The 14,236-nt window shown below is 68.2% G+C and carries 18 protein-coding genes; 16 read left to right on the top strand and 2 right to left on the bottom strand.

All coding sequences use genetic code 11. The features are described 5' to 3' along the window. Positions 1–72: 72 nt before the first annotated feature. The 10 genes from asnS (at position 73) to AC1DGW_RS05105 (ending at position 9,054) form a co-directional block, all read left to right on the top strand. Positions 73–1,467: an asparagine--tRNA ligase gene (asnS, locus tag AC1DGW_RS05150; protein WP_478020156.1), complete on the top strand. Its 1,395-nt coding sequence runs from the start codon at positions 73–75 to the stop codon at positions 1,465–1,467. Between the two features lie 24 nt (positions 1,468–1,491). Beyond that, positions 1,492–1,797 (top strand): hypothetical protein, encoded by a 306-nt coding sequence (locus tag AC1DGW_RS05145; protein WP_478020154.1) that lies wholly within the window; start codon positions 1,492–1,494, stop codon positions 1,795–1,797. Beyond that, complete coding sequence (locus tag AC1DGW_RS05140; protein ID WP_478020152.1) at positions 1,794–2,108, top strand: hypothetical protein; 315 nt, start codon at positions 1,794–1,796, stop codon at positions 2,106–2,108. The genes AC1DGW_RS05145 and AC1DGW_RS05140 overlap by 4 nt, the downstream gene beginning before the upstream one ends. Positions 2,109–2,115: 7 nt before the next feature. Beyond that, positions 2,116–2,754: an FMN-binding negative transcriptional regulator gene (locus AC1DGW_RS05135; protein WP_478020149.1), complete on the top strand. Its 639-nt coding sequence runs from the start codon at positions 2,116–2,118 to the stop codon at positions 2,752–2,754. A 74-nt stretch (positions 2,755–2,828) separates the two neighbouring features. Then, complete coding sequence (gene can / locus AC1DGW_RS05130) at positions 2,829–3,491, top strand: carbonate dehydratase (protein ID WP_478020146.1); 663 nt, start codon at positions 2,829–2,831, stop codon at positions 3,489–3,491. Between the two features lie 19 nt (positions 3,492–3,510). Next, the gene (locus AC1DGW_RS05125; protein ID WP_478020144.1) at positions 3,511–4,032 is read left to right on the top strand and encodes a 3-hydroxyanthranilate 3,4-dioxygenase; all 522 of its coding nucleotides are present in this window, start codon (positions 3,511–3,513) and stop codon (positions 4,030–4,032) included. A 161-nt stretch (positions 4,033–4,193) separates the two neighbouring features. Beyond that, complete coding sequence (gene kynU / locus AC1DGW_RS05120) at positions 4,194–5,468, top strand: kynureninase (protein WP_478020141.1); 1,275 nt, start codon at positions 4,194–4,196, stop codon at positions 5,466–5,468. Between the two features lie 18 nt (positions 5,469–5,486). Then, on the top strand, positions 5,487–6,860 hold the full coding sequence (locus tag AC1DGW_RS05115) for an FAD-dependent oxidoreductase (protein WP_478020139.1): 1,374 nt from the start codon (positions 5,487–5,489) through the stop codon (positions 6,858–6,860). Between the two features lie 71 nt (positions 6,861–6,931). Beyond that, complete coding sequence (gene sbcB / locus AC1DGW_RS05110; protein ID WP_478020135.1) at positions 6,932–8,371, top strand: exodeoxyribonuclease I; 1,440 nt, start codon at positions 6,932–6,934, stop codon at positions 8,369–8,371. Continuing rightward, the gene (locus AC1DGW_RS05105) at positions 8,368–9,054 is read left to right on the top strand and encodes a DUF2461 domain-containing protein (RefSeq protein ID WP_478020131.1); all 687 of its coding nucleotides are present in this window, start codon (positions 8,368–8,370) and stop codon (positions 9,052–9,054) included. The genes sbcB and AC1DGW_RS05105 overlap by 4 nt, the downstream gene beginning before the upstream one ends. Before the next feature lie 12 nt (positions 9,055–9,066). Here AC1DGW_RS05105 and AC1DGW_RS05100 read toward each other — a convergent pair whose 3' ends face one another. Beyond that, positions 9,067–9,318: a helix-turn-helix domain-containing protein gene (locus AC1DGW_RS05100; protein ID WP_478020129.1), complete on the bottom strand. Its 252-nt coding sequence runs from the start codon at positions 9,316–9,318 to the stop codon at positions 9,067–9,069. 1 nt (position 9,319) lies between these two features. Further along, on the bottom strand, positions 9,320–9,814 hold the full coding sequence (locus AC1DGW_RS05095; protein ID WP_478020127.1) for a DUF2975 domain-containing protein: 495 nt from the start codon (positions 9,812–9,814) through the stop codon (positions 9,320–9,322). Positions 9,815–9,885: 71 nt separating this feature from the next. On the opposite strand from AC1DGW_RS05095, the gene AC1DGW_RS05090 reads away from it, so the two are divergent. The 6 genes from AC1DGW_RS05090 (at position 9,886) to AC1DGW_RS05065 (ending at position 14,184) form a co-directional block, all read left to right on the top strand. Continuing rightward, positions 9,886–10,839, top strand: a complete 954-nt coding sequence (locus AC1DGW_RS05090; RefSeq protein WP_478020125.1) for an ATP-binding cassette domain-containing protein — start codon at positions 9,886–9,888, stop codon at positions 10,837–10,839. Further along, positions 10,836–11,564, top strand: a complete 729-nt coding sequence (locus tag AC1DGW_RS05085) for an ABC transporter permease (RefSeq protein WP_478020123.1) — start codon at positions 10,836–10,838, stop codon at positions 11,562–11,564. The genes AC1DGW_RS05090 and AC1DGW_RS05085 overlap by 4 nt, the downstream gene beginning before the upstream one ends. 82 nt (positions 11,565–11,646) lie before the next feature. Then, on the top strand, positions 11,647–12,117 hold the full coding sequence (locus AC1DGW_RS05080; protein ID WP_478020121.1) for an SRPBCC family protein: 471 nt from the start codon (positions 11,647–11,649) through the stop codon (positions 12,115–12,117). A gap of 16 nt (positions 12,118–12,133) precedes the next feature. Continuing rightward, positions 12,134–12,685: a DUF2939 domain-containing protein gene (locus AC1DGW_RS05075; RefSeq protein WP_478020119.1), complete on the top strand. Its 552-nt coding sequence runs from the start codon at positions 12,134–12,136 to the stop codon at positions 12,683–12,685. 158 nt (positions 12,686–12,843) lie between these two features. After that, positions 12,844–13,443, top strand: coding sequence for a dihydrofolate reductase family protein (locus tag AC1DGW_RS05070; RefSeq protein WP_478020117.1), 600 nt, complete (start codon positions 12,844–12,846; stop codon positions 13,441–13,443). Positions 13,444–13,851: 408 nt separating this feature from the next. Next, the gene (locus AC1DGW_RS05065) at positions 13,852–14,184 is read left to right on the top strand and encodes a YkgJ family cysteine cluster protein (RefSeq protein WP_478020115.1); all 333 of its coding nucleotides are present in this window, start codon (positions 13,852–13,854) and stop codon (positions 14,182–14,184) included. Positions 14,185–14,236: the final 52 nt, after the last annotated feature.

Here is a 14,236-nt window from a genome sequence, read left to right as displayed (position 1 = left end):
TCGCCTGTCCGGCCGCGCAGCCGCTAGAATTCCGTGTTCACAGATCGAGTCGATCAGCAGAGGATTCAAGTCATGACGGTGGTCAGCGTTGCGCACGCCCTGGCCGGGAAGATCCCGGAAGGCGGAGAAGTCACGGTTCGCGGTTGGGTTCGCACGGTCCGTGCCTCCAACGGGCTGGCCTTCGTCAATGTCAGCGACGGCTCCGGCTTCGCTCCGATCCAGGTCGTGGCCACCGATGCGCTGGCCAATTTCGACGACATCAAGCGCCTGACCCCGGGCTGCTCGGTCGTCGCCAGCGGCAAGCTGGTGAAGTCGCAGGGCAAGGGCCAGAGCTTCGAGATCCAGGGCCAGAGCCTGGAAATCGTCGGCTGGGTCGAGGACCCGCTGACCTACCCGATCCAGCCCAAGCCGATGTCGCCGGAATTCCTGCGCGAAGTGGCGCACCTGCGCCCGCGCACCAACCTGTTCGGCGCGGTCACCCGCATCCGCGACTGCCTGGCCAAGGCGGTGCACCGCTATTTCCACGAGAACGGCTACTACTGGATCAGCACGCCGATCATCACCACCTCCGACGCCGAAGGCGCCGGCCAGATGTTCCGCGTCTCCACGCTGGACATGGCCAACCTGCCGCGCGGCGAGAATGGCGGCATCGACTTCAGCCGCGATTTCTTCGGCAAGGAAACCTTCCTGACCGTGTCCGGCCAGCTCAACGTCGAGGCCTACTGCCTGGCACTGAGCAAGGTCTACACCTTCGGCCCGACCTTCCGCGCCGAGAACAGCCACACCACCCGCCACCTGGCCGAATTCTGGATGGTGGAGCCGGAAATCGCCTTCGCCGACCTGGCCGAAGATGCGCGCGTGGCCGAAGAGTTCCTCAAGTACCTGTTCCGCGCCGTGCTCGACGAGCGCGCCGATGACATGGCCTTCATCGCCGAACGCGTGCAGAAGGACGCCATCACCCGCCTGGAGACCTTCGTCAACGCACCGTTCGAGCGCATCGAGTACACCGATGCGGTCAGCCTGCTGCAGAAGTCCGGCCGGAAGTTCGACTATCCGGTCGAATGGGGCCTGGACCTGCAGACCGAGCACGAGCGCTGGCTGACCGAGGAACACGTCGGCCGCCCGGTGGTGGTCACCAACTATCCCGAGCACATCAAGGCCTTCTACATGCGCCTGAACGACGACGGCAAAACCGTCGCCGCGATGGACGTGCTGGCCCCGGGCATCGGCGAGATCATCGGCGGCAGCCAGCGCGAGGAGCGCCTGGACATCCTCGACGCGCGCATGGCGCAGTTCGGCCTGGATCCGGAGCACTACCAGTGGTACCGCGATTTCCGCCGCTACGGCTCGGTGCCGCATGCCGGCTTCGGCCTGGGCTTCGAGCGGCTGGTGGTGTATGTCTGCGGCCTGTCCAACATCCGCGACGCCATCCCCTACCCGCGCGCGCCGGGCTCGGCGGAATTCTGATCCATTGACACGGAGGCCTCGCCGGTGACCCTGTTCCTCGCCCTGTGCTTCGTCGGCGTGGCCATTGCCGGGTTCAGCGCGTTCCTGATCTTCTGGCCGCTGACCCTGGTGCATGTGCGCGACCGCCATCCGGCGATCGCCGGTGGCTTCGGCGACTTCGCCTTCCTCGACGGCAAGGCCCTGCGCTGGCTGGTCGGCGGCCGCTACCGCACGCTCGACGACCGCGCGCTCAGCGGTCTGGCTACCCCGGCCCGGATCGCGCTGTGCGTGATCTGGTTCGGGCTGGGCATGGCCGGCCTGCTCTGGCTCTATTCCCTGGTACTGAAATGAACGACATCGATACTTCCGCCGACCAGTGGTGGCTGGCCAGCCTCGGCACCACCCTGGTATGGGCTCGCCTGCGCGTGCGCCCGGCCGGTACCGCCGAGGTGCTGGACAGCGACGGCAACACCCTGAGCTACGACAGCGAGGACACCGCGCGCGCGCAGCTGTTCGACGCCGAGTTCGTCGCCTGGGACGGGCTGGACGAAGAGGACGCGCTGGCGCGCGGCTTCTCGCTGCATGAAGTGCAGCCACCGCAGGCCGGCAACGACGGCGAGCTGCGCGGACGCATGGTGCAATCGCTGGGCGGGCGCGCCTGAGCGGCCGATGTTCACCCCGCGCGCCTTCGCCGAGCATGATCTGGTCTGGCTGGATCGCCTGCTGGAGCGCGATCCGTTCGTCACGGTGCTGACCACCGGTAGCGACGGCCTGCCCGAACTGACCCGGTTGCCGGTGCTGTACCAGCGCGACGGCGACCGCGTCGAACTGCTCGGCCATTGGGCCCGGGCGAACCCGCAGGCGCGTCATGCCGGTGCCGCCAAAGTGCTGGTCGATGGCCCGCACGGCTATGTATCGGCCAGCTGGTATCCGGACAAGGACAGCGCCGCGCGCGTGCCGACCTGGAACTACGCCAGCGCCGAACTGGGCGGCCGCCTGGAACCCTTCGACGGGGAAGATGCACTGGCCGCGCTGGTCGGCGCGCTCAGCGACCGCTTCGAGGCCGGCGTCGGCCAGGACTGGCGCTTCGAACCGGAGCGCGATGATCAGCGCCGCCAGCTGCGCGGCATCGTCGGCTTCCGCTTCCGGGTCGAACAGGTACAGATCAAACTGAAGTTGAGCCAGAACCACCCGGACGCCAACCAGCAGGCGGTGATCGCCGCACTGGAACGCTTGCCCGGCCCTGCTTCCCATGAATTGGCGCAGTGGATGCGCCGGCATCGCGGGCAGGCCGCCACCGGCGACTGAGCGCACCCGTTTCCCGCGACGACGCAGCCACGCCGGCCGCGCCTTCCTCCCCACCGACGCCAGGGACACCCCCAATGAAAGACATCCGCAGGCTGCTGCAGAACAACCGCGAATGGGCGGACCGGATCGCCAAGGAAGATCCCGGGTTCTTCCACCAGCTGGCCAAGCAGCAACACCCGGAATACCTGTGGATCGGCTGCTCCGATTCGCGCGTGCCGGCCAACCAGATCATTGGCATGGCCCCGGGCGAGGTATTCGTGCACCGCAACGTCGCCAACGTGGTGGCGCACAGCGACCTGAACTGCCTGAGCGTGGTGCAGTACGCGGTGGACCAGCTCAAGGTGAAACACATCCTGATCGTCGGCCACTACGGCTGCGGCGGCGTGCATGCCTGCCTGCACAACACCCGCGTCGGCCTGGCCGACAACTGGCTTCGCCATGTCGGCGACGTGGTGCAGAAGCACTCGGCGATCCTTGACGCGATCGAGGACGACGAGCTCAGGCACGCCCGCCTGTGCGAACTGAACGTCATCGAGCAGGTCGCCAACCTGTGCCGCTCGACCATCGTGGAGGACGCCTGGGCGCGCGGCCAGAAGCTGATGGTGCATGGCTGGGTCTACAGCCTGAAGGACGGCCGCGTCAGCGAGATGGGCATCGACGTGGGCGCGTCCGAAGACCTGAAGCCGGCCTACGAGAGCGCGCTGGCTTTCGTTCCGCGCCATGGCAGGCGCGACTGACTCCCGACCGGAACCCACCATGCCCGCCTCGCCGATCAACCTGCACGCCTGGATCGAAGCCAACCGCCACCTGCTCAAACCGCCGGTGGGCAACAGGATGATCGACAACGGCGATTTCATCGTCATGGTGGTCGGTGGCCCCAACGCGCGCACCGACTTCCACTACGACGAAGGCCCGGAATGGTTCTACCAGCTCGAGGGCGAGATGGTGCTCAAGGTGCAGGAGGACGGCGCGGTACGCGACATCCCGATCCGCGCCGGCGAGATCTTCCTGCTGCCGGCCCGGGTGCCGCATTCGCCACGGCGGCCGCCCGGCGGCATCGGCCTGGTGGTCGAACGCAAGCGCCTGCCGCACGAGCTCGACGGCGTGGCCTGGCACTGCGAGCAGTGCAACCACAAGCTGTACGAGGAGTTCTTCCACCTGGGCAACATCGAGACCGACCTGCCCAAGGTGTTCGACCGTTTCCATTCCTCGCTGCGGCACCGTACCTGCGGACAGTGCGGCGCGGTGCACCCGCTGCCGCCGGTACCGGCTCCGTAACCGTTCCGGCGCCCACTCGCGACGAGACGAAACACGCCGGAAGCATGAGATCGAAGCGAAGCCCCGGGGCTTGACGCCGGTCAGGCCGCAGGGTCGACACATGCCGTAGCCTGAATGGCATGGCGGTACACTGCGGCTTCATTCGCGACGCATCCCAACCGATGAACGAAATCCTGTCCCCGGCCCACGCCACCGCGCTCGACGCGGCCGATCCGCTGCGCCAGCTGCGCGGCCAGTTCCTGTTCCCGCAGCACCAGGGCGCCGACCAGGCCTACTTCGTCGGCAACTCGCTCGGCCTGCAGCCGCGCGGCGCACAGGCGATGGTGCAGGAGGTGATGGACCTGTGGGCGCGCATCGCGGTCGAAGGCCATTTCACCGGCCCGACCCACTGGATGAACTACCACCGCCTGGTGCGCGATCAACTGGCGCGCGTGGTCGGTGCGCGGCCGGTGGAAGTGGTGGCGATGAACACGCTGAGCGTGAACCTGCACCTGATGATGGTCAGCTTCTACCGGCCCACGCGCGAGCGCCCGGCGATCCTGATGGAAGCCGGTGCCTTCCCCACCGACCGCCACGCGGTCGAAGCGCAGATCCGCTTCCATGGCTTCGACCCGGCCACCGACCTGATCGAAGTGCAGCCGGACGAAACCAACGGCACGCTGTCGATGGCGGCGATCGAACGCGCCATCGTCGGGCACGGCAAGCGCGTGGCGCTGGTGCTGTGGCCCGGCGTGCAGTACCGCACCGGACAGGCGTTCGACCTGGACGCGATCACCCGGCTGGCACGCACGCAGGGCGCCAACATCGGCTTCGACCTCGCCCATTCGGTCGGCAACGTGCCGCTGGCGCTGCACGACGTCGCTCCCGATTTCGCGGTGTGGTGCCACTACAAATACCTCAATGGCGGCCCGGGCGCGGTCGCCGGCTGCTTCGTGCACGAACGCCATGCCCGCGACACCACGTTGCCGCGCTTCGCCGGCTGGTGGGGCCATGAGCAGGCCACGCGCTTCCGCATGGCGCCGGAGTTCGTGCCCGAACTGGGCGCCGAAGGCTGGCAGCTGAGCAATCCGCCGGTACTGGGGCTGGCACCGCTGCGCGCCTCGCTGGAGCTTTTCGACCAGGCCGGCATGGAGGCGCTGCGCGCCAAGTCGCTGCAGCTGACCGGCTATCTGGAAACGCTGGTGCGCGCGCGTCTGTCCAATGTGCTGCAGATCGTCACCCCCGCCGAAACCGGGCGGCGCGGCTGCCAGCTGTCGCTGCGCGTGACCGGCGGCCGCGAACAGGGCCGTTCCCTGTTCGAGCATCTGCAGTCGGTCGGCGTGCTCGGCGACTGGCGCGAGCCCGACGTGATCCGCATTTCCCCGACCCCCATGTACAACCGCTACCGCGACGTGCTGCGCTTCGTCGAGGAAGTGGAAGCCTGGGCCGGCCCCTGATCCAACGGAACCAACGACTTGACCGTTTCTTCCCCGCGTCACCTGACCCTGATCGGCGCCGGCCTGGCCGGCTCCCTGCTCGCCATCCTGCTCTCGCGCCGCGGCTGGAGCGTCACCGTCTACGAACGCCGCGGCGACCCGCGCGTGGCCGATTATGAAAGCGGCCGCTCGATCAACCTGGCGCTGGCCGAACGCGGCCGCAACGCACTGCGCCAGGCCGGCGTGGAAGAAGCGGTGATGGAGCGCACGGTGATGATGCGCGGGCGCATGGTGCACCCGCGCGACGGCGGCGCGCCGCAGCTGCAGCGCTACGGCCGCGACGACAGCGAAGTGATCTGGTCGGTGCACCGCAAGGACCTCAACACCACCCTGCTGCAGCTGGCCGAGGACGCCGGCGCCCGCTTCCATTTCCACCGGCGCCTGCACACGGTGGATTTCGACGCCGGCTATGCGCGCTTCATCGACGATCGCGACGACCAGCCGCACGACATCCATTTCGAAACGCCGCTGGTCGGCGCCGACGGTGCCGGCTCGGCGCTGCGCGCGGCGATGAACCGCAAGTCGCCGCTGGGCGAACGCACCGAGTTCCTCGACCACTCCTACAAGGAGCTGGAGATCCCGCCCGGCGCCGACAACGGCTTCCAGATCGAGGCCAATGCGCTGCACATCTGGCCGCGCGGCCGCTACATGTGCATCGCCCTGCCCAACGACGAAGGCACCTTCACCGTCACCCTGTTCCTGCCCAACGAGGGCGATCCGAGTTTCGCCACGGTGCGCAGCGGCGCCGAGGCCGAGGCGCTGTTCGCACGCGAGTTCGCCGATGCGCAGCCGCTGATCCCGCACCTGCGCCGCGACTGGGAACAACACCCGCCCGGCCTGCTCGGCACCCTGTACCTGGACCGCTGGCATCTGGGCGGCAAGGCGGTGCTGCTGGGCGACGCCGCGCACGCGATGGTGCCGTTCCACGGCCAGGGCATGAACTGCGCGTTCGAGGACTGCATCGCGCTGGCGGAACTGCTGGAGGCGCATGGAGACACCGCGCGGGCCTTCGCCGCCTTCGAAGCGGAGCGCAAACCCAACGCCGCGGCGATCCAGCAGATGGCGCTGGACAACTACCTGGAGATGCGCGACCGCGTCGCCGATCCGGCCTTCCTGCTGCAGCGCGAGCTGGAACAGGAACTGCAGCGGCGCTGGCCCACGCGTTTCGTACCGCACTACACCATGGTCACCTTCCTGCACACGCCGTACGCGGTGGCGCTGGAACGCACGCGGCTGCAGCAGCGCATCCTCGCCGAGGCCACCGCCGGCCACGCCACGCTGGAGCGCATCGACTGGACCGCGCTGGAGGAAACCATCCACGCGCAGCTGCCGGTGCTGGAGGGAGCACATTGATGATGCGCGTTCGACAAGCAGCGCCGCCCTCGCCATGGCCGGCGGAAACGACTGGCCGGCGGTAGGACCCCATGCCCGATACCTTCCTGTTCTACGACCTCGAGACCTTCGGCCAGGACCCGCGCCGCACCCGCATCGCGCAGTTCGCCGCGGTGCGCACCGATGCGCAGCTGCAGGTAGTCGACGAGCCGGTCAGCTTCTTCGTCAAGCCGGCCGACGACCTGCTGCCCTCGCCCATCGCCACGCTGATCACCGGCATCACGCCGCAGCGCGCGCTGGCCGAAGGCGTCAGCGAGGCCGAGGCCTTCGCCCGCATCAATGAACTGATGGCGCGCCCGCAGACCTGCACGCTGGGCTACAACACGCTGCGCTTCGACGACGAATTCGTCCGTCACGGCCTGTTCCGCAATTTCTTCGATCCCTACGAACGCGAGTGGCGCGGCGGCAACTCGCGCTGGGACCTGCTGGACATGCTGCGGCTGGTGCACGCGCTGCGACCGGACGGCATCACCTGGCCGCAGCGCGAGGATGGCGCCACCTCGTTCAAGCTCGAACACCTGGCCACGGCCAACGACGTGCGCGAAGGTGATGCGCATGAGGCGCTGTCCGACGTGCATGCCACGCTCGGCATGGCGCGGAAGTTCCAGCTGGCGCAGCCACGCATGTGGGACTACGCGCTGAAACTGCGCGACAAGCGCTTCGTCGCCAGCCTGCTGGACGTGGTGGCGATGCAGCCCGCGCTGCACATCTCGATGCGCTACCCCGCCAGTCGCCTGTGCGCGGCGCCGGTGCTGCCGCTGGCCACGCATCCGCACATCGGCAACCGGGTCATCGTGTTCGACCTGGACGGCGATCCGCAGGCGCTGCTGGACCTGTCCGTGGAAGAGATCGCCCAGCGCCTGTACACCCGCGCCGCCGATCTGCCCGAAGGCCAGCAGCGCATCCCGCTCAAGGAAGTACACCTGAACAAGGTGCCGGCGCTGGTCGCCTGGAATCATCTGCGCGCGCCCGATTTCGAGCGGCTGGGCATCGATCCGGCGGCCATGGACGCGCGCGCCGCGCAGCTGCGCGCGCATGGCCCCGAACTGGCCGAGAAGGTGCGCCGGGTGTTCGCCCGCGAGCGGCCGGCCGAGGGTCCGCCCGATCCCGATGGCGCGCTGTACGACGGCTTCCTCGCCGAAGGCGACCGCGCGCAGCTGGCGCGCGTGCGCACCTGCCCACCCGATGCGCTGGCGGGGATGGAGGCGAACTTCCGCGACCCGCGCCTGCCGGAACTGCTGTTCCGCTATCGCGCGCGCAACCATCCGCGCACGCTGGACGCCGGCGAGCGGGCGCGCTGGGACGACTATCGCCAGCGTCGCTTCACCACGCCGGGCATGGCCGAACAGACGATGGACGAGTACCTGACGCAGATCAGCGCGCTGCGCGGCGAACACCACGACAATCCCGCCTCGCTGGCCCTGCTCGACGCGCTGGAGCAGTGGCGCCATACCCTGCAGGAAACGCCATGACCGCCTATTTCAGCGACGCCAGCTTCAAGTTCCTGCGTGGACTCGCCCGCCACAACGAGAAACCGTGGTTCGCCGAGCACAAGCATCGATATGAGGAACACGTGCGGCAGCCGTTCCTGCGGCTGATCACCGATCTGCAGCCGGACCTGGCGCAGGTCAGTGCGCACTTCCGCGCCGACCCGCGCACCGTCGGCGGCTCGCTGTTCCGCATCTACCGCGACTCGCGCTTCTCCAACGACAAGACCCCGTACAAGACCTGGCAGGGCGCGCGCCTGTTCCATGAGCGCCGCAAGCAGGTGCCGGCGCCGTCGTACTACATCCACCTGGCGCCGGGCGAGAGTTTCGTCGGTGCCGGCATCTGGCACCCGGAACCGGACACGCAGCGCCGCATCCGCCAGTTCATCTTCGACAACCCCGGCAGCTGGAAGGCCGCCGCGCACGCACCGGCCACGCGCCGCCGCTACGAATTCGAGACCAGCGAGAAACTGGTGCGCGCGCCGCGCGGCTTCCCCGCCGATTTCGAGTTCATCGACGACCTCAAGCACCGCAACTGGGTGCTGTGGCGCCCGCTGGAGGACGCAGTCATGACCGGCCCGCGCCTGCGCCAGGCCGTCGCCGCCGACCTCGCCGCCCTGGGCCCGTTCGTCGATTACCTGTGCGCGGCGCTGGACCTGGAGTTCTGAGCGCCCTTCCGCTCAATCCAGCTCCGGCTCGCCTCCCGATGCCGGCTCCAGCTCCACCGGGTCGAAGCTGTAATCAAGCAGATCGCCTGGCCGGCAATCCAATGCCGCACACAGCCGCGCCAGGGTACGGAAACGGATGCCGCGGACCTTGCCGGAACGGAACAGCGACAGCTGCGTTTCGCTGATGCCGACCTGCGCGGCCAGATCGCGCGCCTTGAGCCCGCGGGCCACGATCAGCGCATCCAGCGTCACTTTCACCGGCACGTCAGACGATCCCGTCGAGCGTGGCCTGCAGGGCCGCCGCGCGTTGCAGCAGGCGCGCCAGCAGCGCCAGCACGCCCCCCAGGAGTCCAAGCGCGATATCCGCCAGGCTGAAGTGCAGATAGCTGCCGAACCCCAGCAGCAGATTCTGCAGGCCTGCCATCAGGAACAGGCTGAAGGCCGCACCGGCGAACAACGCCCAGCCCATGGTGCGCAGCGCCGCGACCAGCCCGGCCCCGAACAGCTCTCCCTTCGCCAGAGCGGCAAATGCCGGGCGTGCCTGCCACAGCGCCCCCAGGTAGCACAGCCCGGGCACCAGCGTCAGCAGCCCGCTGGCGGCCTGCCGCCAGTTCCCGGCCTCGTCCGCCAGCAGCATCCGTATCAACGGCAGGCCCCAGCCCGCCACCAACAGTACACAGACGCCGGCACAGATCAGTCCGATCGCCCGGTGCAGGCGTCGACCGGCCTGGCGCAGTTCATGGGAAGACGGTGATTTCACTGCAGCCCCGACTTTAATCTTGACTTAAAGAAAATTGCGGAGGATTTTATCTAAAACTTAAATAAATTCCCATGGCCGCGATTCTTACCCAGCAGCTCACCCGCCGCTTCGACCGTCATGTCGCAGTCCGGCAACTGTGCCTTGAGGTGCCTACCGGCAGCGTCTATGGCTTTCTGGGCCGCAATGGCGCCGGCAAGACCACGACCCTGAAACTGTTGCTCGGCCTGCTTCGGCCCAGTGCAGGCCGGATCTGGATAGATGGTCTTGCGATGGATTCCAACCGCATCGCCGTCGCACGCAGGATCGGCGCCCTGCTGGAAGCCCATGGTTTCCACCCCCGGCTCAGCGGCGCTGCAAATCTCGATCTGACCCGACGCCTGCTTGGCCTGCCCGTCGGTGAGATCGCCCGGGTACTGGAACTGGTCGAACTGCAGCACCAGGCGGGACGCCCGGTGTCGGAATATTCGCTGGGCATGCGCCAGCGGCTGGGTATCGCCCGCGCCCTGCTCGGCTCGCCAACGGTGCTGCTGCTGGACGAACCGGGCAACGGCCTGGATCCGGAAGGCATCATTGCCCTGCGTACCTTCCTGCGCAGCCTGCCCGAGCGCACCGGCGCCACGGTGCTGGTTTCCAGCCATCAATTGACCGAGATCGAACAGAGCGTCAGCCATGTCGGCATCCTGGCCGACGGCAGGCTGGTTCTGCAGGGAGAACTGCCGCAACTGCTGCGCACGCTGCCGGGCGAGCTGCTGCTGGAAACAAGCGACAACGCGCGTGCCGCCGCCCTGCTGCGGCAGTGGGGCAACGCCGCCGAAACCTTCACCGGCGGCGATGGCGCCGCCATGCTGCGGGTGCCGCTGGACGATGCCATCGAACCGCGCCAGACCGCGGCCCTGCTCGCCGCCGCGCTGGTCCGCGAAGGCGTGGCGCTGCATCGCCTGTTGCCACATCGCGGCGGACTGGAGCAGCTCTACCGCAGCGCGGCCGCCATTGGACCGGTCGAACGCCTGGAGCAAGCCGCATGATGTACGCCTGCCTGATGGTCGAATGGCTCAAATTGCGCCGCTCACTGGCCTCCCTGCTGGCGGTGGCCGCACCGGCGCTGGTGGCGGTGTTCGTGTTCTTCAACCTCCTGCGCACGGCGCAGCCACCTCCTCTCGAACAGACGCTGCGCAGTGCGGCGGCGGTGTGGGCTTTCTTCATGCTGCCCATGACCATCACCGCGCTGTCGGCGCTGCTTGCACAGATGGAGCATGCACCACGCACCTGGGACCACCTCAATGCACTGCCGCTGCCGCGCTGGCAACCGCTTCTGGCCAAACTGGCGGCGATCCTGGTGTTGGTGGCGGGGATGAGCGCGGCGGTGCCGCTTCTGGCGTGGCTGGCGGCCGGGCTTGCAGCCTTGCTGCGTCCGGCCGCCGCCATCGCCACGACAGCCGAACCGGCCTCCATCGCCCTGCTGATGGGCCGCATGTTCCTGTCCGCCTTGCTGCTGATGGCGATACAGCTGTGGACCGCGCTGCGCTTTTCCAGCTTCGTGCCATCGCTGGCCCTGGGCATCGGCGGCACGTTCTTCGCCGTGGTCGCCAATGGCGCGCGGGCCGGCGTGTTCATGCCCTGGCAGATGCCGATCAATCAGCTGGCCGCGGAGCCGTGGCGCGCCCATGCCGCATTGCTGGTCGGTGCGGTCGGCGGCGGCGTAGCCATGCTGATCATGCTGATGGATCTCAGCCGTCTCGAGCGGCGCTGACCCGGATACCGTTGTCCGGATTCACGCCACATGGCCGGATTTGCGGCACCCTAGCCGGCAATCGCCCAACGGAGTCGCCACCATGGCCGCCATCCACCACCAGATCTGGATCGACGCACCGCTGGCTACCGTCCACGCCGGCCTGGCCACGGCCGAGGGGCTGGGCCGCTGGTGGATCGCCCACACCGCCAGCGTGATCGATGGCGCCACCGTACTCAGCCACAACCCCGGGCCGGCGCACGGCGTGGTGGCGATGACGGTACTGGAAGTGTCCGCGCAGCGTGTGCGCTGGGAGGTGATCAGCCGGCACCCGGCGCAGAGCCCGGCCTCGGCCTGGACCGGCACCGAAATCCGCTTCGATCTTTCGCGCCGCGCCAGCCCCGGCGCCTGGCGCGGCCTGCCGCACGAGGGCGAGCCGATGACGGTGGTGGAGTTGCAGCACCTGGGCTGGAATCCGGATAGCGAATTCCTCGGTTTCTGCAGCCAGGCCTGGGCCGAGACTCTGGTGATGCTGCGGCGCTGGGCCGAATCCCACCCCGACCTGCCGGCCTGAAACACGGAGCGCGCCGATGAAGAAATGGCTGCTGGCGGTCGCCGCCACCCTGCTGGTGCTGCTCGCCGGCTATGTGGCTGCCGGCCCCTGGCTGGCGATCCACGGTATCGGCAAGGCGATCGAACAGCGCGACGCGGCGCGTCTTTCGCGCTACGTCGATTTCCCCGCGCTGCGGGTCAACCTCAAGGCGCAGCTCGACGACCAGTTGGTGCGGCGCGCCGGCAGCGACCTGCAATCCAGCCTGTTCGGCGTCATGGCGCTGGGCGTGGCCGGCCGCCTGACCGGCGCGGCTGTGGACGTGATGGTCACACCCGCCGGCATCTCCGCCCTGCTGCAGGGCCATGGCGTGTGGAAGCGCGCCACCGGCGATACCGCCGATGGCGACACCTGGGGCCCGCCGGCACCGGCGCGGCCGCTGCAGGGCGCGCGCGGCCGCTACGAATCGCTGTCGCGCTTCACCGCTACCCGGCAACTGGACGACGGCAGCGAAGTGGTCTTCGTGCTGAGCCGGCAGGGGCTGCGCTGGCGCCTGACCGATATCGTGCTGCCGCTGGATGCGCCCGGCTGACGGCAGCATCCGGCCAGGCGTGGGTCCCATGTGCCTGTCGATTTCCACCCCTGTCGTGCGTCGTGGCTGATGGAGAGAACGCAACGGCGCGGTCCGCGCGCCTCTCCACCATCGCCGGTTCCGGCCGGCAGACCGCAGACCCCGACGGGAGCAGGACCATGAGAACACTCAGGATCATCGAACACATCTCGCTGGACGGCGTGATCCAGCACTCCGCCGATGGCGGCGATTTCCCCTTCAGCGACTGGACCGTGCCCTATCGCACGCCGGCCGGCCGTGAAGCGATCACCGCCGCGCATGGCAGCGATTTCGACCTGCTGCTCGGACGCCGCACCTATGACCTCTGGTCGGACTACTGGCCGCAGGCACCGCATGGACCGTTGGCCGACAGCCTCAATGCCGCCACCAAGCACGTCGCCACCCATCGCCCGGAAAGCCTTGCCTGGGGCCCGGCCGAAGGCATCGGCCCGGATCTCATCAGCGATGTGCGCCGCCTCAAATCGCAGGGCGGGCGCGAGCTCATCCTCTCCGGCAGCTCCACCTTGACCTCGCCCCTGCTCGAACACGGACTCGTGGACGAGGTCCTGCTGGTCGTCTATCCGGTCCTGCTCGGTACCGGCAAGCGCTTCTTCGCGGAGGGGACACAGGCACGTTCATTCGAACTGGCTGGCGTGCAGGCGCTGGTGTCCGGCGTCGTCCTCAACAGCTACCGGATGGTCGGCCCGTTGGACGTCAGGAAAGACGGTGCCATTGGATAGGCCCGTTGCGGACGCAGCGCTCGGGGGCGAATGATGGACATCAGTCCGCGTCGGCTGCGGGCGTGATCGATGCGATACAAGGCCCCAGGTCTGCTGGAAGCGTGAAACCGCCCTCTCACGCATGGTGCTAGCATGCCCGTGCAGGCGACGCCTGCCACGCGCGCTCCGCGCAGCCGCCAAGGCAGTTGCCCGCTTCGCTCCCTTTCCTGCGTCATCCGTTCCGGCAGCTCCGGACGGTCGCTCAACGGGAGTTTCCTGTGCCCGGATATTCCGCTTGACAGGCAGGCGCCACGCCCAAGGTACCGGCCCGGCATCCACTTCGCAGCATCCACCGGCCGGGGCGCACCTTGCCCGCAGACAGGCGCCGAAGGCATTGGCCACGCTGCGCAACCTGCATGGAGGGATGCGTTGAACTCATCAACGTGCCAGACACCCGCCGCTGTCCACTGCACGTCTTGCGATGCGGTGTGTTGCCGCCTGACGGTGGTGCTGGGCAGCGAGGACGATGTGCCTTCGCACCTGACCACGCGGCTTCACGGCCTGCGGGTCATGGCCCGCGATACGGAGGGCTGGTGCGTGGCCCTGGATGGGGAAAGGATGAACTGCCGGATCTACGCAAGCCGGCCGGCTGTCTGCAGGTCCTTTGTCATGGGGGGGCCCTATTGCAGAGCCGTCCGCGACGAATATGTGCACCCGGGAACCACGCCATCCAATCGACAACGGCATGAGGAAAAGAGATGAGCACCATCCGCAGATCCAGCAGCCCCCTATCGAAAAGAACCGGCCCGGCTTT

Source organism: Stenotrophomonas sp. 05N423 (assembly GCF_056397145.1).
The sequence above is the reverse complement of the archived record's forward strand: the minus strand, read 5'-3'. Positions and strand labels throughout refer to the sequence as shown.

Coding starts and splice junctions, on each gene's coding strand:
- asnS (WP_478020156.1), top strand. CDS start 73: ATGACGGTGGTCAGCGTTGCGCACGCCCTGGCCGGGAAGATCCCGGAA.
- AC1DGW_RS05140 (WP_478020152.1), top strand. CDS start 1,794: ATGAACGACATCGATACTTCCGCCGACCAGTGGTGGCTGGCCAGCCTC.
- AC1DGW_RS05135 (WP_478020149.1), top strand. CDS start 2,116: ATGTTCACCCCGCGCGCCTTCGCCGAGCATGATCTGGTCTGGCTGGAT.
- can (WP_478020146.1), top strand. CDS start 2,829: ATGAAAGACATCCGCAGGCTGCTGCAGAACAACCGCGAATGGGCGGAC.
- AC1DGW_RS05125 (WP_478020144.1), top strand. CDS start 3,511: ATGCCCGCCTCGCCGATCAACCTGCACGCCTGGATCGAAGCCAACCGC.
- kynU (WP_478020141.1), top strand. CDS start 4,194: ATGAACGAAATCCTGTCCCCGGCCCACGCCACCGCGCTCGACGCGGCC.
- sbcB (WP_478020135.1), top strand. CDS start 6,932: ATGCCCGATACCTTCCTGTTCTACGACCTCGAGACCTTCGGCCAGGAC.
- AC1DGW_RS05105 (WP_478020131.1), top strand. CDS start 8,368: ATGACCGCCTATTTCAGCGACGCCAGCTTCAAGTTCCTGCGTGGACTC.
- AC1DGW_RS05090 (WP_478020125.1), top strand. CDS start 9,886: ATGGCCGCGATTCTTACCCAGCAGCTCACCCGCCGCTTCGACCGTCAT.
- AC1DGW_RS05085 (WP_478020123.1), top strand. CDS start 10,836: ATGATGTACGCCTGCCTGATGGTCGAATGGCTCAAATTGCGCCGCTCA.
- AC1DGW_RS05080 (WP_478020121.1), top strand. CDS start 11,647: ATGGCCGCCATCCACCACCAGATCTGGATCGACGCACCGCTGGCTACC.
- AC1DGW_RS05075 (WP_478020119.1), top strand. CDS start 12,134: ATGAAGAAATGGCTGCTGGCGGTCGCCGCCACCCTGCTGGTGCTGCTC.
- AC1DGW_RS05070 (WP_478020117.1), top strand. CDS start 12,844: ATGAGAACACTCAGGATCATCGAACACATCTCGCTGGACGGCGTGATC.